The organism is Mesorhizobium bavaricum, from assembly GCF_056781655.1.
This window is the reverse complement of the sequence record NZ_CM165566.1, coordinates 6,397,355-6,418,423: the sequence shown is the minus strand read 5'-3', so window position 1 is coordinate 6,418,423 and position 21,069 is coordinate 6,397,355. Positions and strand designations below refer to the sequence as shown.

At 61.9% G+C, this 21,069-nt stretch carries 12 protein-coding genes and 1 pseudogene; 4 read left to right on the top strand and 9 right to left on the bottom strand.

From position 1 onward, the window contains the following. Positions 1-74 precede the first annotated feature (74 nt). Positions 75-530 (top strand): annotated as a pseudogene (locus AC1RZR_RS31120) (carbohydrate ABC transporter permease); the annotation flags it as partial. Positions 531-590: 60 nt separating this feature from the next. Here the strand turns inward: AC1RZR_RS31120 and ctlX are convergent. Together ctlX and ocd are read right to left on the bottom strand one after the other, a co-directional pair. Further along, entirely contained in the window at positions 591-1,520 is a 930-nt protein-coding gene (ctlX, locus tag AC1RZR_RS31115; RefSeq protein ID WP_481827014.1) for a citrulline utilization hydrolase CtlX, read from the bottom strand. Between the two features lie 16 nt (positions 1,521-1,536). Continuing rightward, positions 1,537-2,586 (bottom strand): ornithine cyclodeaminase, encoded by a 1,050-nt coding sequence (gene ocd, locus AC1RZR_RS31110; RefSeq protein ID WP_481827013.1) that lies wholly within the window; start codon positions 2,584-2,586, stop codon positions 1,537-1,539. A 138-nt stretch (positions 2,587-2,724) separates the two neighbouring features. Between ocd and AC1RZR_RS31105 the strand changes: the two genes are divergently transcribed. Then, the gene (locus tag AC1RZR_RS31105) at positions 2,725-3,168 is read left to right on the top strand and encodes an Lrp/AsnC family transcriptional regulator (protein WP_477270990.1); all 444 of its coding nucleotides are present in this window, start codon (positions 2,725-2,727) and stop codon (positions 3,166-3,168) included. A gap of 67 nt (positions 3,169-3,235) precedes the next feature. On the opposite strand, the gene AC1RZR_RS31100 is transcribed toward AC1RZR_RS31105, so the two are convergent. The 7 genes from AC1RZR_RS31100 to AC1RZR_RS31070 form a co-directional block, all read right to left on the bottom strand. Further along, on the bottom strand, positions 3,236-3,460 hold the full coding sequence (locus AC1RZR_RS31100; protein ID WP_477270988.1) for a MarR family winged helix-turn-helix transcriptional regulator: 225 nt from the start codon (positions 3,458-3,460) through the stop codon (positions 3,236-3,238). A 242-nt stretch (positions 3,461-3,702) separates the two neighbouring features. Continuing rightward, complete coding sequence (locus AC1RZR_RS31095) at positions 3,703-5,040, bottom strand: HlyD family type I secretion periplasmic adaptor subunit (RefSeq protein ID WP_481827012.1); 1,338 nt, start codon at positions 5,038-5,040, stop codon at positions 3,703-3,705. A gap of 19 nt (positions 5,041-5,059) precedes the next feature. Next, entirely contained in the window at positions 5,060-6,733 is a 1,674-nt protein-coding gene (locus AC1RZR_RS31090) for a type I secretion system permease/ATPase (RefSeq protein ID WP_481827011.1), read from the bottom strand. Between the two features lie 193 nt (positions 6,734-6,926). Further along, positions 6,927-15,173, bottom strand: coding sequence for a beta strand repeat-containing protein (locus AC1RZR_RS31085; RefSeq protein WP_481827010.1), 8,247 nt, complete (start codon positions 15,171-15,173; stop codon positions 6,927-6,929). A gap of 690 nt (positions 15,174-15,863) precedes the next feature. Further along, complete coding sequence (locus tag AC1RZR_RS31080; RefSeq protein WP_481827009.1) at positions 15,864-16,688, bottom strand: alpha/beta hydrolase; 825 nt, start codon at positions 16,686-16,688, stop codon at positions 15,864-15,866. Then, a complete protein-coding gene (locus AC1RZR_RS31075) occupies positions 16,685-18,166 on the bottom strand; it encodes an NAD-dependent succinate-semialdehyde dehydrogenase (protein ID WP_481829159.1) in 1,482 nt (493 codons plus the stop codon). The genes AC1RZR_RS31080 and AC1RZR_RS31075 overlap by 4 nt, the downstream gene beginning before the upstream one ends. Positions 18,167-18,191: 25 nt before the next feature. Continuing rightward, positions 18,192-19,421, bottom strand: a complete 1,230-nt coding sequence (locus AC1RZR_RS31070; protein ID WP_481827008.1) for an iron-containing alcohol dehydrogenase — start codon at positions 19,419-19,421, stop codon at positions 18,192-18,194. A gap of 172 nt (positions 19,422-19,593) precedes the next feature. Between AC1RZR_RS31070 and AC1RZR_RS31065 the strand changes: the two genes are divergently transcribed. Together AC1RZR_RS31065 and AC1RZR_RS31060 are read left to right on the top strand one after the other, a co-directional pair. Next, complete coding sequence (locus AC1RZR_RS31065) at positions 19,594-20,292, top strand: GntR family transcriptional regulator (protein WP_477279311.1); 699 nt, start codon at positions 19,594-19,596, stop codon at positions 20,290-20,292. A gap of 165 nt (positions 20,293-20,457) precedes the next feature. Beyond that, on the top strand, positions 20,458-21,051 hold the full coding sequence (locus AC1RZR_RS31060) for a DJ-1/PfpI family protein (protein ID WP_477279313.1): 594 nt from the start codon (positions 20,458-20,460) through the stop codon (positions 21,049-21,051). Positions 21,052-21,069 lie beyond the last annotated feature (18 nt).

Sequence of the window (21,069 nt, the reverse complement as noted above, 5' to 3'; positions counted from 1 at the left end):
GGAGGCGTCCGGTTTGGAAAGTCGCCGTTCGTGCCAGCAGCACAGTGCTGTCGCGTCGTTGGAAGAGGGATGGCATGTCGGCTGTCGCCGCATTCGAAGTGAAGGCACCTCGCGACCGCTCTGGTCTGAGAGAGCAGTTGGCCGGCTATGGTTTCCTCGCGCCCTGGCTCATCGGCTTCTTCACCTTGACCCTCGGGCCCGCGCTGGCCTCGCTTTACTTCTCCATGACCGACTACAGCGGCATGTCGGCGCCGAACTGGGTCGGCGCCGACAACTACCTCCGCATTGCTACCGACGATCCGCGTTTCTGGACGGCGATGAACGTCACCTTCACCTTCGTCCTGTTGTCGGTTCCGCTAAAGCTGCTTTTCGCACTGGCAGTAGCGGTTGCGCTGAACAAGGGACTGCGCGGCCTTTCGCTGTTTCGCGCCATCTTCTATCTGCCGTCACTCGTCGGCGGCAGCGTCGCAATTGCGGTGCTCTGGCGGCAAGTCTTCGCCGGCGACGGCCTGCTCAATCAGGCGCTGAACGCGGGAAACTTCAGCCCAAATAGCACGATGATTGCGATCGCCATGCAGGCCCCACTCCGCTTATGTGCGCGGCGCCAGATGTATACCGGCAAGCGTGCAGCGCACCGATCCACCGGCGCGTTCTATGGTCGGGATATCGAGCGGCACCAGTCGAGCGCTTTCACTGATTGTGGCGATCTGCTGCGGCGTCAGTGCCGACAATGCGGTCGAGGACAGCGCAAGGATGCGCCCGTCATTGCCCTGCAGTTCGATCGCATTGCCGGCGAACCTGGCGATCTGGTCATTGGCAAGGGCGATGACCTCGCGGCCCGATCGCTCGAAGCGGCCGACGATTTCCCGCCGCCTGGCTGGATCGGTGATCATGCCCAGACCGATCATCGCAAAATCGGTGGCGACACACATCAACACATTGGTGTGGTAGACGGCCACGCCATCCGCGCCTTGCGCCGAAAAGGCCATCGGCTCGAAATTGAACTGGGTGCAGAAACGCTCGAGCGCGATCGGGTCGGTGCGGTCGGAACGAACCGCATAAGCGACCCGGTCAATGTGATCGAGCACCATAGCGCCGGTGCCCTCGAGAAAGAGGCCATCCGGTTCGAGCCCCGAGTAATCGATGACCTGCACCCGATATTGGGACTTCAGCATTTCGATAATGTCAGCGCGCCGTTCCCGCCGCCGGTTCGGCGCCTTCATCGGATAGATCGCCACGTGGCCGCCCGCATGAGTGGAGAACCAGTTGTTCGGGAAGACGGAGTCCGGCGTATCGGTGCCGGTGTCGTCGAACAGATGAACGGCGACGCCCTGCTTTCGAAGCACCTGAGCCGCGTGGGTGATTTCCGCATGGGCCGGCGAAGACAGGTCGGCGCCGGTATCATCCATGCGCTGAAAGCGGTTGTCGGACGCGGTCTGCGTGTTGACGGTAAAATGGTGCGGCCGGATCATCACCACGGCGGAAGGGGCCTGGACGGAGAGAACGGAGCGTTTTTTCATGAGAGGCTCCTGTTGTTCAGCGGGCGCGTTGGAACATGCCGAACAGGTCGCGCGGGTCGTCAGGATCGGCGATCATGTCGAGGTCTTCATAGAGATCGGTGCCGACGATGCGCTCGCGCAGATAGCGCAGCGCCGAAAAGTCCTCGATGGCAAAACCGACGCTGTCGAAAAGGGTGATCTGTCGAGCGTCACGGCGCCCGGGCACCTCGCCGGTAACGACGCGCCAGAGTTCGCTGATCGGATAGTCGCTGCCCATCTGCTGGATTTCGCCTTCGACCCAGGTCTGCGGCGGGTACTCCACGAAGGTATCGGCGCGCAGCAGGATGTCGCGGTGCAGCTCCGTCTTGCCGGGGCAGTCGCCGCCGATAGCGTTGATGTGGACGCCCGCACCGATCATGTTGTCGGTGAGGATGGTGGCAAACTGCTTGTCGGCGGTACAGGTGGTGATGATGCCGGCCCCTTCGATGGCGGCTTGCGCCGAGCCGCAGGCCACGACGGTGAGCCCGGAACCAGCGAGATTGCGGCGGGTCTTTTCGGTGGCGCGTGCGTCGATGTCATAGAGCCGGACGGTGTCTATGCCGCACACGGCCTTGATTGCCAGGGCCTGAAATTCCGCCTGGGCGCCATTGCCGATTATCGCCATGGTTCGAGCCCCCTGCGGCGCCAGATGTCGCGCGGCCATGGCCGATGTCGCGGCGGTCCTGAGCGCCGTCAACAGCGTCATCTCTGTCAACAGAACCGGGTAGCCGGTGGAGACGTCGGCCAGCAGCCCGAAAGCGGTGACGGTCTGCAGGCCTTCGGCGGTATTCCTGGGATGCCCGTTGACGTATTTGAAGCCGTAGGTCTTGCCATCCGAGATCGGCATCAGCTCGATGACGCCGTCGTGCGAATGGCTGGCGATCCGAGGCGTTTTCTCGAAGCTCTCCCAGCGGCGAAAGTCGTGTTCGATCAGGTCGCAGAGTTCGCGCAGCATGGTCTCGATGCCAATGTGGTGCATGAGGCGCATCATGTTCTTCACGCTAACAAAGGGCACAATTGCCTTTTGTGAGGGGAGTTGAGCGTTCATGATCCGGCCCTGCCATGGTTGACTTGCGAGAACTCTACGGTGCTCGGGTTGCTGGCCGAAATCTCAAAACCGATATAAATTGGTCAGGAGATTGATCAATTTGATCACTTGAACTGCTAAAACGGATAGGTAAGGGCGGTGAACGACGAGATCGCGAAGTACGTGCCGGACAGCCTCGACCGCAGGATCATCGGGCACTTGCGGATTGATGGACGTGCGTCGCTGTCCAAACTCGCCGACGCCCTGGGCGTGGCGCGGGGCACCGTGCAGAACAGGCTGGAGCGCCTCATCAAAACGGGCACGCTGATGGGTTTCACGGCGCGCGTCAGGGAGGACTACGACGAGAATGCGGTGCGTGCGGTCATGCTGATCGAGGTGGTCGGAAAGTCGACGACGCAGGTCATCCGCAAGTTGCGAGGAGTGCCGGAAATCCAGACCCTCCACACGACCAACGGAAAGTGGGACCTGGTCGCGGATATCCGGGCTTTGAGCCTGGCGGAGTTCGACCGGGTGCTGCGTCAGGTCCGCATGATCGACGGCGTGTCGAACAGCGAAACCAGCCTGTTGCTGAGCAGTGTGTGAGCGGAGCCCGCGCTGGTGGGCAGTATCCCATGTCCGCGGCCATCATCGCGAAATGGCGATGGGGGATCTAGCTGATCTGCTTGATCTCAAGCATATCGCGAAGCCTCTGGGCGTCTTCGTTTCCATACGACCCTTCAACGCGCGCTTCGTGGTCCTGCACGCGCCGGTTCTGGCTTTCCAAGGGGGCAGCGCCCTTGTCGGAAAGAGACATCCGCACTTTGCGACGGTCGTTCGGATCAGGATCGCGGTAGGCCAGCGCCTCCTCGACCATGCGGTCGACGAGTTTCGTCAAGGTGGATGATTGATCGCCAGCTCGTCGGCCAGCTTGCCCATGGTCGAGCCGCCGCCCTCGGACAGGGCCATCATCAGCCGCCACTGGTATCCTTTCTAAATAGCCTGACCAAACTGAAACGCGCCGGGCGATGGATGTAAAGCGCCATCGGCGTGGCATAGGAGTTCTCCGCCGTCTTTGCGCGTTGCGAGCCTGACCACCCGTCGAAATTGGAATCGCGAATAGGTTTGGCGCGGACCCCGTTATTTCTGGCGGAAGGCGGAGTGGAACGACACAACTAGCGGGCCCAAAATGTAATCGAGTGCGGTGCGTTCCTCGGTAACGATCATGACTGACGCTGGCATGCCCGGATAAAGAGCAATCTGTGGGGCTGCTGCCAATTCCACCCGATCGACCGCTACGTCGGCCAGATAGTAGGGAAACCCAGTTTTACTGTCGGTGATGCGATCCGCCGAAATGCGGGTGATGCGTCCGTGAATTATTGGTATCGAGCGCTGCTTGTATGATGTGAAACGAACTTCGGCCGCCATGTCGGGTCGCACGTTTGATATGTCCTCGACGCGAACCTGCGCCTGGACGATCAACGAATTCTCAGTTGGCACGATGTCAAGGATCGTCTGGCCCGGCGCGACGATCGCTCCGATCGAGAACACGCTCAGATCCATCACCTGGCCGTCATAGGGTGCGCGGACTTCGGCTCGGTCCATGGCAGCCTGGGCGGCAAACATCTTGGGCACAAGGTCGGCAAGGTTCGATTGCGTATCGATCAGCATGGCCGACAGCTTGGCCCGACGTTCATTGGTCAATTGCGCGATCTGGCTATCGAGTTCGGCTTTGCTCTGTTGGCTGCCTGCGATTGCGCCGAGGTTCTCGTCGATCAGGCCCTGCAAGTCCGAGGCGGATCTCTCCAGTTCCAGAATGCGCGGGCGGGTCGTCAATCCGGCCTTGAGCAGCTTTGATAGGCTGGCCTTTTCGTCGACCGTCGATTGCAGCTGGGCCTGGTAGGATTCAACCCGAGCGTGCTTGCCCTGGATCTGCTCCTCGAGTTCGGCAATCCGCCGCTCGAGGATCTGCCTGGCGCCGGCCATCGAGGCGCGCTGGGTTTCCAGGTCGGCGATCTGGTTTGCCATCGCATCCCTAAGGTAGGCCTCGTGTTCCTTGAGGATGTCCTTCGGGAAGGCAACCGCCTCGCTGCCGTCCAGTTCAGCCCGAATCCTGGCATCGGTTGCGCGCAACAGCGCATACTGCTGGGCATAGAGATTGAACTCGGACCGAATTCTGGTGTCGTCCAGCACCAGCATTATCTCGCCCTTCCTGACGACGTCGCCGTCCTTGACGCGGATCTCCTTCACCGTTCCGCCGTCGAAGTGCTGCAGGCTCTTGCGATTGCCTTCCACCTTAACGACAGCATCGGCGAGCACGGCGCCGTTCAGCGGGGCAAAAGCCGCCCAGCCGCCGAAGATGCCGAAGAAGGCAACGATGATGAGAAGGCCGATATAGGCCGGCACCCGGATCGAATCCGGCGCCAGGATACCGGTTTCGCCGGGCAGGCCCCGGTAGGTGAGGGCGCCGTCGCTCATCGATCTCTCCGGCCACGGCTCATTGGGTTGCCACCGCCATTGGAGCCGCCCGCTGGTTGAGCAGCGCCACGATCTCGTTTCTCATGCCGAAGGCCTCGACGGCGCCATCGCGCAACAGAAGAATCTTGTCGACGTTCGCCAGGGTCGAGGGACGGTGCGAGACGATGATCACCGTGCTGCCGCGGCGCTTGAGCTCGATCGCGCACTCGCTCAGCGCGCGATCGCCATCGGCGTCGAGATTGGAGCTCGGCTCGTCGAGAATGATCAGGTTCGGCGTTCCGAATACCGCACGGGCAAGAGCAATCCGCTGCCGATATCCTCCTGACAGCACTGCGCCGCCTTCGCCGATCTGGGTCTCGTAGCCTTGCGGCAGGCGAATGATCATCTCGTGCACGCCGGCGAGCCGCGCGGCGGCTATCACCTCCTGGTCGACATTGGTCTTGAAGCGGCCGATGTTGGCGGCGACCGTATCGGAGAAGAGTTCTATATCCTGCGGCAGGTAGCCGATGTGGTCGCCGAGCGCGTCGTGTCCCCATTGCGACAGGTCGGCCCCGTCCAGCCTGACGGTGCCACGGCTGGGTTGCATGACGCCCGCGAGATGACGAGCCAGCGTCGACTTGCCGGCGCCGGAAGGGCCGACGATTCCCAGCGCCTCGCCTGCGTCCAGCCGGAATGATACGTCCCGGAGAAGCACTTTCTGCTGGCTGGCAATTGCAAAGCTGACCTGCTCGACCGAAATCTTGCCGGTGGGCTTCGGCAGGTTGAACGATCTTTCGTTCTGCGCGCCACCGTCGACCAGTTTGTGAACCCTGGTCAGCGCCGCCCGCGCCAGGACCAGGTTGCGCCAGAGGCCGACGATCTGCTCGACGGGCTGCAAGCCTTTGCCCAACAATATGCTGGCCGCGAACATCGAACCGGCCGTGGCCTGCCGTTCGATCACCAGATAGGCGCCGAGGCCGAGGATCAGCGACTGCATGGTCAGGCGCAGGAATCGGATCACCCCCGACATCAGGGCGGCGCGGTCGCTGGCTTGCGTCTGACGCCGGAGCGCCAAGCTGCGGTCGCGTCCCCAGCGGCGGATGAGGCCGTCGATCATGCCCATGGCGCGAATGACTTCCGAGTTCCTCAGGCTCATCTCGGTGAAAATGTAGTTGGCCGTTGCCAGGTCGCTGGCCTGCTTCAGCGGGGCGCGCACCAGATATTCGTTTATGACCGCCATGGCGACGAGCAGCAGCGACGAGCCGAGCGCAAAGAAGCCGAGCCAGGGGTGCAGCAGGAAGATGATGGCGATGTAGATGGGCGACCATGGCAGGTCGAACAGTGCATTGATGCCCATACCGGTGATGACCTGCCGGAACGTGTCGAAGTCACGCACCGGCTGGCTCTGCGAGGAGCCCGACTGCGAGGTCTCCACCGACGCGGCCACGATCCTCGCCGACAGCAGCCGATCCAGCCGCACGCTGGCGCGGGTGAGGATAGTGGCGCGCATGAGATCGAGGCCAGCCAGCGCAAGAAACGCCGCCAGCAGCGCGATGGTCAGCATCACCAGCGTGGTCTGGCTGCCGCTGGTCACCACCCGGTCGTAGATCTGCAGCATATAGAGCGGCGAGGCGAGATAGAGCAGGTTGATCGCCAGGCTGAAGCCCGCCGCGATCAGGAAATAATGACGGCACGCCAGAAGGGCGTCCTTCACGATTTGAGATTTTCTAGCGAGACTCAAATACCCAGCGGAGAACCGCCCCCCTATCCACCCGTAAGCCGATACTACTCCCGATCCTTCCACCGGCCACGCAGCCCGTCGATATTCCTGTCGTAAACCTTAACGCGTAAGCTGGATCAGGAACCGGCAATGGGAGGTGAGCCGCGTCGCGGCTCACCTCCCGGTTTCAAAGCACGAAGTCGCTCGCCGTCAGACCTAGGCCGATGCCAGTCAGCGTGATCTGGAATTCGGCGCCTGTGTTGCCGGTTACGTCGGCACGAACGATTGTGTTGCCGCCGCTTTCCGACCACGTGATGCTGTTGGCGACGGTATTCACATTCTGCCCTCCGAACAGGAAAGCCTGATCGCCGGCGGCTCCGCTGGCATCAATTGAAGACAGGTCGATCTTGTCGACCCCATGCACGAAGTCGGTGATGGTGTCGAAATTGCCGGCCGGCGCGGAATCCGTGACGGTTGGTCCATAGTAGAATGTGTCGGATCCCGCCCCGCCGGTGAGTGTATCGGCGCCGACGCCGCCAACGAGCCGGTCATTGCCGTCGCCGCCATTCAGCGTGTCGTTACCACCTTGGCCGAACAGCGTGTCATTGCCGGCCAGGCCGAAGATCTGGTCCGCCCCGCCATTGCCGTAGAGGACATCGTCGCCGCCTACGGGGTTGCTGAGATTGTCGCTCGAGTTGCCATTGCTGCCGGTGATGACCTGGAACGTCTCGGAATACTGGTAAGCAGGCCCGACCGGATCGCCGACCTGCGTTGACTGCACGGTTATGGAATACGCCTTGCTCGGCGAGAGGTCTCCCGAGCTCAACGTGTTGCCGGTGATCGAAAACAGTCCAGGGTCCGATTGCGAGGTGATGCTGTAGACGAAGCTGCCGGGGTCGGGATCGGTTGCGGACAGTGTTCCCGTGAACTGGAACGAGCTGAAAGTCACATTGTCCGTCGTAGTGCTCGGTGTGAGCTGGATGTCCGTCGGAGCAAAGCGCGGCGGCGCATCTGCAGTGCCGAGGATGTCGATGGCGACCGAGGTGTGGGTGCCGTCGGCGCTGACCACGTCGAAGTTCTCGGTATAGTGCTGGCCTGCGACGAACTCGTCATGCGCCGAGGATGCCGTGTAGGTCCAGGCGCCGGCCGCATTGATGGCGAAGGTGCCGTAGCTGCCCCCGGTTCCAGCCTGGACGACGAAGGTAGCCGGGCTGTCGACATCCGAGATGGTCAGCGTGCCGGAGGTGCTGATCGCTGCTGCGGAGTTTGCTTCCGTCAAGTTCACCGAGGCGGACGAAAGCACTGCCGCATCGTTGGTGCCGAGAATGTCGATGTGGACCGAGGTGTGAGTGCCATCGGCGCTGACCACGTCGAAGTTCTCGGTATAGTGCTGACCAGCGACGAATTCGTCATGGGCAGAACTTGCCGTGTAGGTCCACGCACCTGCCGCATTGATGGCGAAGGTGCCGTAGCTGCCCCCGGTTCCAGCCTGGACGACGAAGGTAGCCGGGCTGTCGACATCCGAGATGGTCAGCGTGCCGGAGGTGCTGATCGCTGCTGCGGAGTTTGCTTCCGTCAAGTTCACCGAGGCGGACGAAAGCACGGCGGCGTCGTTGGTGCCGAGAATGTCGATGTGGACCGAGGTGTGGGTGCCATCGGCGCTGACCACATCGAAGTTTTCGGTATAGTGCTGACCAGCGACGAATTCGTCATGGGCAGAACTTGCCGTGTAGGTCCACGCACCTGCCGCATTGATGGCGAAGGTGCCGTAGCTGCCCCCGGTTCCAGCCTGGACGACGAAGGTAGCCGGGCTGTCGACATCCGAGATGGTCAGCGTGCCGGAGGTGCTGATCGCTGCTGCGGAGTTTGCTTCCGTCAAGTTCACCGAGGCGGACGAAAGCACGGCGGCGTCGTTGGTGCCGAGAATGTCGATGTGGACCGAGGTGTGGGTGCCGTCGGCGCTGACCACGTCGAAGTTTTCGGTATAGTGCTGACCAGCGACGAATTCGTCATGGGCAGAACTTGCCGTGTAGGTCCACGCACCTGCCGCATTGATGGCGAAGGTGCCGTAGCTGCCCCCGGTTCCAGCCTGGACGACGAAGGTAGCCGGGCTGTCGACATCCGAGATGGTCAGCGTGCCGGAGGTGCTGATCGCTGCTGCGGAGTTTGCTTCCGTCAAGTTCACCGAGGCGGACGAAAGCACGGCGGCGTCGTTGGTGCCGAGAATGTCGATGTGGACCGAGGTGTGGGTGCCATCGGCGCTGACCACATCGAAGTTTTCGGTATAGTGCTGACCAGCGACGAATTCGTCATGGGCAGAGCTTGCCGTGTAGGTCCACGCACCTGCCGCATTGATGGCGAAGGTGCCGTAGCTGCCCCCGGTTCCAGCCTGGACGACGAAGGTAGCCGGGCTGTCGACATCCGAGATGGTGAGGGTGCCGGAGGTGCTGATCGCTGCTGCGGAGTTTGCTTCCGTCAAGTTCACCGAGGCGGACGAAAGCACGGCGGCGTCGTTGGTGCCGAGAATGTCGATGTGGACCGAGGTGTGGGTGCCGTCGGCGCTGACCACATCGAAGTCCTCGATGTAATGCTGGCCGTCGACGAACTCATTGTGGGCCGAGCTCGCGGCATAAGACCAGTTGCCGTCGGCATCGATCGAGAAGGTACCGTAGCTGCCGGCGGTAGCGGCCTGGGCGACGAAGTGCGGATCGCTGTCGACGTCCGAGATGGTCAGCGTGCCGGAGGTGCTGATCGCTGCTGCGGAGTTTGCTTCCGTCAAGTTCACCGAGGCGGACGAAAGCACGGCGGCGTCGTTGGTGCCGAGAATGTCGATGTGGACCGAGGTGTGGGTGCCGTCGGCGCTGACCACATCGAAGTCCTCGATGTAATGCTGGCCGTCGACGAACTCATTGTGGGCCGAGCTCGCGGCATAAGACCAGTTGCCGTCGGCATCGATCGAGAAGGTACCGAAGCTGCCGGCGGTAGCGGCCTGGGCGACGAAGTGCGGATCGCTGTCGACGTCCGAGATGGTGAGGGTGCCCGACGTCGAGATGTCGGCCGCATCATTGGTCTCTGTGAGGTTCACAGATGCCGAGGACAAGACGGCGGCGTCGTTGGTGCCGAGAATGTCGATGTGGACCGAGGTGTGGGTGCCGTCGGCGCTGACCACATCGAAGTCCTCGATGTAATGCTGGCCGTCGACGAACTCATTGTGGGCCGAGCTCGCGGCATAAGACCAGTTGCCGTCGGCATCGATCGAGAAGGTACCGAAGCTGCCGGCGGTAGCGGCCTGGGCGACGAAGTGCGGATCGCTGTCGACGTCCGAGATGGTGAGGGTGCCCGACGTCGAGATGTCGGCCGCATCATTGGTCTCTGTGAGGTTCACAGATGCCGAGGACAAGACGGCGGCGTCGTTGGTGCCGAGAATGTCGATGTGGACCGAGGTGTGGGTGCCGTCGGCGCTGACCACATCGAAGTCCTCGATGTAATGCTGGCCGTCGACGAACTCATTGTGGGCCGAGCTCGCGGCATAAGACCAGTTGCCGTCGGCATCGATCGAGAAGGTACCGTAGCTGCCGGCGGTAGCGGCCTGGGCGACGAAGTGCGGATCGCTGTCGACGTCCGAGATGGTGAGGGTGCCCGACGTCGAGATGTCGGCCGCATCATTGGTCTCTGTGAGGTTCACAGATGCCGAGGACAAGACGGCGGCGTCGTTGGTGCCGAGAATGTCGATGTGGACCGAGGTGTGGGTGCCATCGGCGCTGACCACATCGAAGTCCTCGATGTAATGCTGGCCGTCGACGAACTCATTGTGGGCCGAGCTCGCGGCATAAGACCAGTTGCCGTCGGCATCGATCGAGAAGGTACCGTAGCTGCCGGCGGTAGCGGCCTGGGCGACGAAGTGCGGATCGCTGTCGACGTCCGAGATGGTCAGCGTGCCGGAGGTGCTGATCGCTGCTGCGGAGTTTGCTTCCGTCAAGTTCACCGAGGCGGACGAAAGCACGGCGGCGTCGTTGGTGCCGAGAATGTCGATGTGGACCGAGGTGTGGGTGCCGTCGGCGCTGACCACATCGAAGTCCTCGATGTAATGCTGGCCGTCGACGAACTCATTGTGGGCCGAGCTCGCGGCATAAGACCAGTTGCCGTCGGCATCGATCGAGAAGGTACCGAAGCTGCCGGCGGTAGCGGCCTGGGCGACGAAGTGCGGATCGCTGTCGACGTCCGAGATGGTGAGGGTGCCCGACGTCGAGATGTCGGCCGCATCATTGGTCTCTGTGAGGTTCACAGATGCCGAGGACAAGACGGCGGCGTCGTTGGTGCCGAGAATGTCGATGTGGACCGAGGTGTGGGTGCCGTCGGCGCTGACCACATCGAAGTCCTCGATGTAATGCTGGCCGTCGACGAACTCATTGTGGGCCGAGCTCGCGGCATAAGACCAGTTGCCGTCGGCATCGATCGAGAAGGTACCGAAGCTGCCGGCGGTAGCGGCCTGGGCGACGAAGTGCGGATCGCTGTCGACATCCGAGATGGTGAGGGTGCCCGACGTCGAGATGTCGGCCGCATCATTGGTCTCTGTGAGGTTCACAGATGCCGAGGACAAGACGGCGGCGTCGTTGGTGCCGAGAATGTCGATGTGGACCGAGGTGTGGGTGCCGTCGGCGCTGACCACATCGAAGTCCTCGATGTAATGCTGGCCGTCGACGAACTCATTGTGGGCCGAGCTCGCGGCATAAGACCAGTTGCCGTCGGCATCGATCGAGAAGGTACCGTAGCTGCCGGCGGTAGCGGCCTGGGCGACGAAGTGCGGATCGCTGTCGACGTCCGAGATGGTGAGGGTGCCCGACGTCGAGATGTCGGCCGCATCATTGGTCTCTGTGAGGTTCACAGATGCCGAGGACAAGACGGCGGCGTCGTTGGTGCCGAGAATGTCGATGTGGACCGAGGTGTGGGTGCCATCGGCGCTGACCACATCGAAGTCCTCGATGTAATGCTGGCCGTCGACGAACTCATTGTGGGCCGAGCTCGCGGCATAAGACCAGTTGCCGTCGGCATCGATCGAGAAGGTACCGTAGCTGCCGGCGGTAGCGGCCTGGGCGACGAAGTGCGGATCGCTGTCGACATCCGAGATGGTCAGCGTGCCGGAGGTGCTGATCGCTGCTGCGGAGTTTGCTTCCGTCAAGTTCACCGAGGCGGACGAAAGCACGGCGGCGTCGTTGGTGCCGAGAATGTCGATGTGGACCGAGGTGTGGGTGCCATCGGCGCTGACCACATCGAAGTTTTCGGTATAGTGCTGACCAGCGACGAATTCGTCATGGGCAGAGCTTGCCGTGTAGGTCCACGCACCTGCCGCATTGATGGCGAAGGTGCCGTAGCTGCCCCCGGTTCCAGCCTGGACGACGAAGGTAGCCGGGCTGTCGACATCCGAGATGGTGAGGGTGCCGGAGGTGCTGATCGCTGCTGCGGAGTTTGCTTCCGTCAAGTTCACCGAGGCGGACGAAAGCACGGCGGCGTCGTTGGTGCCGAGAATGTCGATGTGGACCGAGGTGTGGGTGCCGTCGGCGCTGACCACATCGAAGTCCTCGATGTAATGCTGGCCGTCGACGAACTCATTGTGGGCCGAGCTCGCGGCATAAGACCAGTTGCCGTCGGCATCGATCGAGAAGGTACCGTAGCTGCCGGCGGTAGCGGCCTGGGCGACGAAGTGCGGATCGCTGTCGACATCCGAGATGGTGAGGGTGCCCGACGTCGAGATGTCGGCCGCATCATTGGTCTCTGTGAGGTTCACAGATGCCGAGGACAAGACGGCGGCGTCGTTGGTGCCGAGAATGTCGATGTGGACCGAGGTGTGGGTGCCGTCGGCGCTGACCACATCGAAGTCCTCGATGTAATGCTGGCCGTCGACGAACTCATTGTGGGCCGAGCTCGCGGCATAAGACCAGTTGCCGTCGGCATCGATCGAGAAGGTACCGAAGCTGCCGGCGGTAGCGGCCTGGGCGACGAAGTGCGGATCGCTGTCGACGTCCGAGATGGTGAGGGTGCCCGACGTCGAGATGTCGGCCGCATCATTGGTCTCTGTGAGGTTCACAGATGCCGAGGACAAGACGGCGGCGTCGTTGGTGCCGAGAATGTCGATGTGGACCGAGGTGTGGGTGCCGTCGGCGCTGACCACATCGAAGTCCTCGATGTAATGCTGGCCGTCGACGAACTCATTGTGGGCCGAGCTCGCGGCATAAGACCAGTTGCCGTCGGCATCGATCGAGAAGGTACCGAAGCTGCCGGCGGTAGCGGCCTGGGCGACGAAGTGCGGATCGCTGTCGACGTCCGAGATGGTGAGGGTGCCCGACGTCGAGATGTCGGCCGCATCATTGGTCTCTGTGAGGTTCACAGATGCCGAGGACAAGACGGCGGCGTCGTTGGTGCCGAGAATGTCGATGTGGACCGAGGTGTGGGTGCCATCGGCGCTGACCACATCGAAGTCCTCGATGTAATGCTGGCCGTCGACGAACTCATTGTGGGCCGAGCTCGCGGCATAAGACCAGTTGCCGTCGGCATCGATCGAGAAGGTACCGTAGCTGCCGGCGGTAGCGGCCTGGGCGACGAAGTGCGGATCGCTGTCGACATCCGAGATGGTCAGCGTGCCGGAGGTGCTGATCGCTGCTGCGGAGTTTGCTTCCGTCAAGTTCACCGAGGCGGACGAAAGCACGGCGGCGTCGTTGGTGCCGAGAATGTCGATGTGGACCGAGGTGTGGGTGCCGTCGGCGCTGACCACATCGAAGTCCTCGATGTAATGCTGGCCGTCGACGAACTCATTGTGGGCCGAGCTCGCGGCATAAGACCAGTTGCCGTCGGCATCGATCGAGAAGGTACCGTAGCTGCCGGCGGTAGCGGCCTGGGCGACGAAGTGCGGATCGCTGTCGACGTCCGAGATGGTGAGGGTGCCCGACGTCGAGATGTCGGCCGCATCATTGGTCTCTGTGAGGTTCACAGATGCCGAGGACAAGACGGCGGCGTCGTTGGTGCCGAGAATGTCGATGTGGACCGAGGTGTGGGTGCCATCGGCGCTGACCACATCGAAGTCCTCGATGTAATGCTGGCCGTCGACGAACTCATTGTGGGCCGAGCTTGCGGCATAAGACCAGTTGCCGTCGGCATCGATCGAGAAGGTACCGTAGCTGCCGGCGGTAGCGGCCTGGGCGACGAAGTGCGGATCGCTGTCGACGTCCGAGATGGTCAGCGTGCCCGACGTCGAGATGTCGGCCGCATCATTGGTCTCTGTGAGGTTCACAGATGCCGAGGACAAGACGGCGGCGTCGTTGGTGCCGAGAATGTCGATGTGGACCGAGGTGTGAGTGCCGTCGGCGCTGACCACGTCGAAGTTTTCGGTATAGTGCTGACCAGCGACGAACTCATTGTGGGCCGAGCTCGCGGTGTAGGTCCAGGCGCCAGCCGCGTTGATGGCGAAGGTGCCGAAGCTGCCAACGGTTCCCGCCTGGGCGACGAAGGTTGCCAAGCTGTCGACATCGCTGATCGTCAAAGTGCCGTTGGTGCTGATTGCTGCCGCCGTGTTGCCTTCAGTCAGGTTGACCGAAGCGGACGAGAGCACCGCAGCGTCGTTGGTGCCTGTGATATTGACGACAATATTGTAGGTGGCGGTTCCGTCCGCCGATTTCACCGTCAGAGTGTCGGTGACATGCTGGTCTTGCGTCAGCGGGTCGGCAAGCGCCTGGTTGAGCGCATAGGTCCACGCACCGGTCGTCGTATTGAAGGCGAAGGTGCCATAGGTGCCCTGGAGACTTGCCGGGTTCTGGAAATGGTTCTGATTGATATCGACATCCGTCAGGATCAGCTGTCCGTGAGCGCTGGGCTCGTTGAGCGTTCCGTTGCTGACGCCGCCGGCTTCGACCACAGTCTGGTCAGCGCCTGCGGCCGCGGTGATCGTCGCGCCATCATTGCTGCCCTGAATGTTGACCGACACGCTGGCCCAGCTCAGCGTTCCATTGCCGAGCTTGATCGCATAGGTGAACGTCTCGTGGATGCTGTCAGTAGCACCCATGGCCTGCAGGCTGGCGAAGCCATGTTGCTGCAGATACTGGCTAAGGTTCATCTCGACCTTGCCATTGTTGATGCGGATGAAGACGCCCCCGCCAATGTCCTCCCAGGCAGAGACGCCGCTCACTTGGGCGTCCGCCGTCGTCAGGTCGATCGGCGCGTATTGCTTGGTGGCAGTCGAGGCGGAAGTCCCGTCGTCAATCGAATAGAGGGTCTTTGCGTTTCCACCCAGATCATTCTGCATCACGTCCAGCAGGATGATGGACTGAGCTGCCGAGACGATGACAACCGTGTCCTCGGTGTAGTTGAGAACGTCGTCCTTCGCCTGCGGCGTGTTGGAGAACGACGTCGTGGTGCCACCGGCTCCGGTGATCTGAGTAGCCATTTTTTTACCCCTGTTGTTTAACGACAGACGCCCCCGCGCCTGTCGACCGTATTGAAAGACCAGCCGCTTCCTACCGAAAAATCATTGCGCGCCTGACATGCAGATTCCGGCAGACATCAATCCTGTCAGCGCACCCGAAAGCCCCAACACTGTCGCCTTGCGACAGCCAGCACATTGCGTGGCCGGTCGCGGGCGAGTGGTGGCTCAAATGATGATGGCTACGACGATACCCTTCGCCGCGCTGTGTTTCCCAAGCCCAATGGCGTCGTCTAACTCGTTGTTGCATGTCGAGTGTAGTTTTGTGCGACGCTTATATTAGGGGATTATTAACTCTCTTGGGGGGGGCGTCAACGTCCAACTTAGCGGAACAGTTAATGGCTGACCAAAATAGCCCTGCGGTCGTACCGGCTGGAGGAATGGTGATACGCCATTCATCGGCTGACCCGCGCCCTTCCGTCAGGTGAAATGCGCTATCACTTGGCTTTGAAGGAACGGAGGCGGTTCGAGCTAGGTGGCTTGTCGTCGTGATGAGTGGACCATCACGCCCGTGCCGACGCGATGGTCCTCCGTTTCCACCCGCCGCCAGACAGACCAATTGACGGCGGCATGGCAGTCCAATTATTTCAAGCTTGAACTGTTTTATCCCAGCCGCTGGCGGAAGCGCGACGTTTGTTGATCAGTCGCCAGGGGTCAGGTGGTCGCGAGGCGGGCCAACAGTGACGCGGCATCGGTGCCCGCCACGCCAAGGTCGCGGACGCTGCTCATGTGATTGGCCGCCGAAAGGGTGGTGCGTGAAACAGCCAGCCCTTGTTTTTCCAGGTGGTTCGCGAAGACCGTGGCCTGGCTGTGGAAGGGCGGCGTTTCATCGGCGCCGACCGAGATCTCTATGGTCACGGATGGATCGAAGCTGTGGTTGATCGGCGAGAACCGGCGGGCTTCTTCGTTGGTGATCGCGATCTCGGCGGCAAGGAACGACATCTGCAATGGCTTCAGGTCGTAAAGGCCGCCGAGCAGCAGCGCAGCTTTGATGCCGGAAGGCCGGTTGTCGCCGTCGAAAAGCAGTGTTGCCAGATGCGCGCCGGCGGAATGACCGCTGACGGTCAACAGGTTGGGATCGCCGCCATGGTCTGCGATATGGTCAAGCACCCATCGCTTGGCGCGGCGCACCTGGTCGACGATCCTGGCCATCCTGACTGCCGGCATCAGCGCATAGTCGACAATGATTGCGATCGCGCCTGCGTTCGTAACGGTCTCGGCGACATGGGAATAATCACGCTTGGAGAACATGCGCCAGTAGCCGCCATGGATGAACATGTGCACCGGCAGGCGGTCCCGTTTGCCCTCGGGAAAGAACAGATCGATGGTTTCGGTGGCGTCATCTCCGTAGGCGACATCGGCGATCATTGAAACATTCGCCCTGGTATCCTCGCTTCTGCGCACCATCTCGGCGACGATGTCGTCGAACTGGACCACGTGGTCGCGAATGCGAAACGGATCCTTGGCGTGCCCGCTCATAGGGTTACGGCGATGTACTTCGCCTCCATGAACTCGGCAACGCCATGCTTCTGACCGCCTTCGCGGCCCAGCCCGCTCTGCTTGACCCCGCCGAAAGGAGCCGCCGGATCCGACATCAGGCCGCGGTTCAGGGCGATCATCCCCGACTCGATCTTCGACGCCACGCGCATCCCCCGGGCCAGGTCACGCGTGTAGACGTAGGCCGCGAGACCGTATTCGGTGTCATTGGCCCTGGCGATGGCGTCTGCCTCGCAGTCGAAGCGCATGACCGGAGCCACCGGACCGAATATTTCCTCGTGGAGCATTGCGGCGTCGGAAGGCACGTCGCGAAGCACCGTCGGCGGGTAAAAGTAGCCTTTGCCTTCGGCGATCGCTCCTCCGCACAGAACCCTGGCGCCACGGGCGACCGCGTCCTGGACGAGCCGGTCGATGTTGTGCACGGCCTTCCTGGTGATCATCGGACCGCACTCGGTCTGCGAATCGGTGCCGGGGCCCATGGTGAGGGCGGCCATGCGTTTGCTCAACCCATCCGTGAAGGCATCGTGGATGCCGGCCTGCACGTAAAGCCTGTTGGCGGCCGTGCAGGCTTCGCCGGCGTTGCGCATCTTGGCCACCATCGCACCGTCGAGCGCTGCTTCCAGGTCGGCGTCGTCGAAGACAATGAACGGTGCGTTGCCGCCAAGCTCCATGGAACAGGAAATGACGTGTTTTGCGGCTTCGGCAAGGAGCGCGTGGCCGACGCCGGTCGAGCCGGTGAAGGACAGCTTTCGCACGCGTGGATCGGCCAGCATTGCCGCCGTGACCGGCCCGGGGGTCGAGGTCGTCAGGACGTTAACGACGCCGGGCGGCACGCCGGCTTCCTCGTAGAGCGCTGCAAGCGCGTAGGCCGTCAGCGGCGTCTCGCTGGCGGGCTTCAGGATCACTGTGCAGCCGGCCGCCAGCGCCGGCGCGATTTTGCGTGTCGCCATGGCGGCCGGAAAGTTCCATGGCGTGATGAGCACGCAAATGCCGATGGGCTGGTAGTCGACAATGATCCGGTTCGCACCCGAGGGCGCAAGGCCGAACTCGCCGCTGATGCGGACCGCCTCCTCGGCATTCCAGCGAAAAAACTCTGCCGCGTAGGCTATTTCACTGCGCGCATCGCGCAGCGCCTTGCCGTTCTCCAGCGAGATCAGCGCAGCCAATATCTCCGCCCGTTCGGTCATCAGTTCGAAGCAGCGCCGCAGGATTTCCGAACGCCTGCGTGGCGGAGTCTCCCGCCAGCCGTCCGCTGCCTTCGCGGCCGCGTCTACAGCTGAGGCCCCGTCGGCAAGCGTGGCATCGGGAACCGCCGCGATCACGGCTTCGGTTGATGGATCGACTACTTCGATCACACGGCCCTCTGACGAGGGCTGCCAGCGTCCGCCAATGTAGAGACCGTGCGAGGCCGTGGCGTAGTCGAACATGTCTTGATCCTCGTCGGATATGCCTGCGGCCATATTCATGGGATGAGCTCCTGATCGATCACATCATCGTGGCGGACATGTCGCCGTCATAAGCACACCTGACCAGCCGTCGCATCTGGGCGAGGTCAAACGGACGCGGATTGTTCTTGATCAGCCGGTCGATGCCGAGCGCCTGCTCAGCCGTCCAGTCGATCTTGTCCTCCGGAAGACCAAGTTCAGCCAATGTCGGTGTGATGCCGATGGCACCAAACAGCCGGCTCACCTCACTTATGGTGGCATGCGCCAGTACATAGGCATCGTCGCCGCTCTGCTGGGGAAGTCCGAGCGCGGCTCCGACTTCGGCAATCTCCGCAGCCACGGCGGGAAGGTTGTAGGTCATCACATATGGCAGCATGGTGGCGACGCCCAGACCATGTGGAGTATGGGTAAGCGCTCCGACGGGATACTGCACCGCATGCGCAGCGGCCGTTCCCGCCGTGCCGAATGCGCAGCCTGCGGCCATCGCTCCCATCATGACGTCGGCGCGCGCATTCTCATCCGATCCATCGCAATATGCCTTTTCCAGACTGCGACTGAGCAGCCTGATAGCCAGAAGCGCGAAATGGTCGGTCAAAGCGCTCTTGCCGATGAAGACATGCTGCTGCGGCAAATTCGGATCAGCGCCGCGTTTGCCCGCTGTGAAGGCCTCGATTGCGTGTGTCAGCGCGTCGGCGCCGGCGATCGCCGTCAGAGACGGCGGACAGGTCGCCGTCAGATCCGGGTCGCAAAGCGCCACAGCGGCGATGAGATGAGGACTTGCTATGCCCACTTTCAACGTCCGGTCCGGGTCGGAGATCACGGCTACGGGGGTCACCTCGGAGCCTGTCCCCGCCGTAGTCGGCACTGCGATCACGGGAAGGGTGGGGCCCGGTACCTTGAACTCGCCATAGTAGTCCTGAAGCCTGCCGCCATGGCTGAGCAGAAGTGCTGCGCTCTTGGCCATATCGAGGCAACTGCCCCCGCCGATTCCGATCACCATGTCCGGCTTGTAATCCTTCGCCTCCGCAATGCAGGCGGCGACGCTGTCGCGAGGCACATCCGGCAACGTTCGATCGTAGACCAGTGTGTCTATTGCAGCTTTGTGCAAGCCAGCAAGAATTTCGGCGAACTGCGATGTCGCCGCGAAACGCTCGTCGGTGCAGACGAACGCGCGTCGCCCAAATTTGGCGGCGACGTCAGGCAGCACGTGGCGCTGGCCTTTGCCGAACAGAATCTCGCGCGGCAGGCGCGCCGCTGCAAACAAGGCCATGCACAGGGTCCTTCGACGACGGATTGGGGCCAGAGAATTAGCTTAGTCCAGGAGACCGGTCCCGACGCTCCGGGTCATTCTCATGCGATATCCTCTATAAAATCGTATAGGATATAGGATTGAATTGGTCGGAGCATCGTGTTAGTGAGCGCTTCTGTCAAGAGGCAAAGCAATGCAGCATCCGGACCTGACGGTTGACAATGAAGCCCGCCCGCCCGGCCATATCCAGCGCGCCAACAGCCTGGCTGGCGACGTTTACGAGGCAATCTTCGCGCAACTGATGTCATTGAGAATTGCTCCCGGGTCGCGCATTACCGTCGACAATCTCGTGAAGGAATTCAACGTCTCGCATACCCCCATTCGCGAAGCGCTTGGGCGGCTGGAGGGTGAGGGCCTTGTGGTGAAGACCCACCTGATCGGCTATCGGGCGGCCCCGCAAATCACCCGCCGGCGCTTTGACGAGCTCTACGAGCTGCGCCTTCTGCTTGAACCTGCTGCCGCGGCCAAAGCCACTGCCACACTGGACGACGAACGGCTGACCGTGCTGCAGGAGGCGGCTGGCGTCATGGCCCGACGGGTAGGCAAGGACGAACGCCTGCGTTATTCGAACTTCGCCCGGCAGGATGCGATCTTCCACGACAAGATCGTCGAGTTCGCCCAGAACGAGCTCATTCGAGAGACGCTGAATCACCAGCATACCCACTTCCATATCTTCCGCTTGATGTATCACTCGCGGGTGACCGAAGAGGCGCTCGACGAGCACGAGGCCATTCTCGCTGCCTTCTCCGCGGGCGATCCGGACGCCGCCGAAAAAGCCATGCGTGTGCACATCGAGAATTCGCGGGACCGGCTCCTGCCTGCGTTCGAGTAGCCAATGCGATGTCGCTTGTCCGGGGGCCGTCAAACTCAACTCGCTGATCACCAAGGCCAACAACAACGAACATTATTTCCCCGACTCCGTTCTGACCGATTTTTCGATCCCTAGCTGGCGAGGCGCCAAGCGCGCCTCGCCAGCCACAAGCCGAGAGGAAGACCCATGCCAGGCAAAAAAATCCTGATGCTGACCGGTGAGTTCACCGAGGAATATGAAATCTTCGTCTATCAGCAGGCGATGGAAGCGGTGGGACACACGGTTCATGTCGTGTGCCCCGACAAAAGCGCCGGAGACATCATCAAGACATCGCTGCACGATTTTGAGGGCGATCAGACCTACACCGAAAAGCCCGGTCACAATGTGCTGATCAACAAGACCTTTTCTGACGCCGAGAAGCAGCTGAGCCAATACGACGCCGTCTATTGCGCCGGCGGTCGTGGCCCCGAATACATCCGCACCGACAAGCGCGTGCAGGCGATGGTGCGCCATTTTCACGAGGCCAAAAAGCCGATCTTCACGATCTGCCATGGCGTCCAGATTCTGGTTGCGGTCGACGGCGTCGTCCGTGGCAAGAAGGTGGCGGCGCTCGCGGCTTGCGAGCCAGAGGTGACGCTGGCTGGCGGCACTTACATCGATCTATCCCCCACCGATGCCTATGTGGATGGGACGATGGTTTCGGCCAAGGGTTGGACCGCGCTTGCGGCATTCATCCGCGAATGCCTGAAGGTGCTGGGAACGGAAATCCGCCACGCCTGAGACTTTTGCCCCGACGCA

Excerpts from the sequence above, each read along its gene's own strand:
- ctlX (WP_481827014.1), bottom strand. The coding sequence starts at position 1,520 with ATGAAAAAACGCTCCGTTCTCTCCGTCCAGGCCCCTTCCGCCGTGGTG.
- ocd (WP_481827013.1), bottom strand. The coding sequence starts at position 2,586 with ATGAACGCTCAACTCCCCTCACAAAAGGCAATTGTGCCCTTTGTTAGC.
- AC1RZR_RS31095 (WP_481827012.1), bottom strand. The coding sequence starts at position 5,040 with ATGAGCGACGGCGCCCTCACCTACCGGGGCCTGCCCGGCGAAACCGGT.
- AC1RZR_RS31085 (WP_481827010.1), bottom strand. The coding sequence starts at position 15,173 with ATGGCTACTCAGATCACCGGAGCCGGTGGCACCACGACGTCGTTCTCC.
- AC1RZR_RS31080 (WP_481827009.1), bottom strand. The coding sequence starts at position 16,688 with ATGAGCGGGCACGCCAAGGATCCGTTTCGCATTCGCGACCACGTGGTC.
- AC1RZR_RS31075 (WP_481829159.1), bottom strand. The coding sequence starts at position 18,166 with ATGGCCGCAGGCATATCCGACGAGGATCAAGACATGTTCGACTACGCC.
- AC1RZR_RS31070 (WP_481827008.1), bottom strand. The coding sequence starts at position 19,421 with ATGGCCTTGTTTGCAGCGGCGCGCCTGCCGCGCGAGATTCTGTTCGGC.
- AC1RZR_RS31065 (WP_477279311.1), top strand. The coding sequence starts at position 19,594 with ATGCAGCATCCGGACCTGACGGTTGACAATGAAGCCCGCCCGCCCGGC.
- AC1RZR_RS31060 (WP_477279313.1), top strand. The coding sequence starts at position 20,458 with ATGCCAGGCAAAAAAATCCTGATGCTGACCGGTGAGTTCACCGAGGAA.